The following is an 893-nucleotide window of genomic DNA, read 5'->3' as shown; positions in this document are numbered from 1 at the left end:
CCGGCTCGGGCCCTGGCCACCGACCCCGGCTCCCGGCCCCCGGCTCCTGGCCGTGGCTCCGGGCCCCCGGCCCCGGCTCCGGGCTCACGGCTCGGGCTTACAGGCTCACGGCACATCGCCTCAGCCAGGTCCGATCCGCCTTCGCGGCACACCCGTGCGGACGCACGCTGCCCGGTTCCTCGGCCTTTCCGAAGCGTGACACGCCCCGGCCGGAGCGGGAGTTGCGCGAGCGACCCGTACTGGGGGTGGTGGGTCGCGGTCCGGGGAGTTCGGGTTCGGTGGGGGTCCCGAGGTGCGGATGGCGTGGTGAACTCCGGTGCGGAGATGACCATGGGCGGCGGCGTGGGTGGCAGGCAGGGTGACGGGCGTGGGCACGGGGCGGTGTCGGCGGGGGTGGGCGAGCGAGTCGAGTCGTGGACGAACAAGCGCTGCTGGTGGCGCGGATGAGGTTCGACACCGTGAGTCGGACCGGTCCGTCTGTATGTGGAGCAGCGCTGGGGACCGTTTTGGTATCGGCGCCCGGAGAGGGCGTGGTGGTCACCGTCGTGGGGTCGGCCAGGGACGAACCATGGTCGGCGTTGGGGCACTTGGGCGAACCGTTCGTCGTGGAGCATCGGCCGGACGTGGTGGGTGTGTATCCGGCGGGCGTCACTCATGGCGTGACCGATCTCGACGGCCGCGAGCGGCTCTTGGACACCGGGCCGTCGGTCACCCGCGTGCGGGTCGCCGCTGCGCCGACTGTTCCCGGCGCGCTCGATCCCGGCTCGGCCCCGGCCTCGGCCCCGGCCTCGGCCCCGGCCTCGGCCCCGGCCTCGGCCCCGGCCTCGGCCCCGGCCTCGGCCCCGGCCTCGGCCCCGGCCTCGGCCCCGGCCTCGGCCCCGGCCTCGGCCCCG

The 893-nt window shown here is 75.8% G+C and carries 2 protein-coding genes; one reads left to right on the top strand and one right to left on the bottom strand.

Going from position 1 to position 893, the window contains the following annotated elements:
• Positions 1-303 precede the first annotated feature (303 nt).
• Positions 304-447, top strand: a complete 144-nt coding sequence (locus GT354_RS09775; RefSeq protein WP_161355878.1) for a hypothetical protein — start codon at positions 304-306, stop codon at positions 445-447.
• A gap of 205 nt (positions 448-652) precedes the next feature.
• Here the strand turns inward: GT354_RS09775 and GT354_RS53720 are convergent.
• On the bottom strand, positions 653-893 hold a 241-nt coding region (locus GT354_RS53720; protein ID WP_237534563.1), incomplete at its 5' end, for a hypothetical protein.

The sequence above is a fragment of the Streptomyces sp. SID3343 genome (assembly GCF_009865215.1).
In the GTDB taxonomy this organism is placed as follows: Bacteria; Actinomycetota; Actinomycetes; order Streptomycetales; family Streptomycetaceae; genus Embleya.
This window is presented reverse-complemented; position numbering and strand designations above follow the sequence as displayed.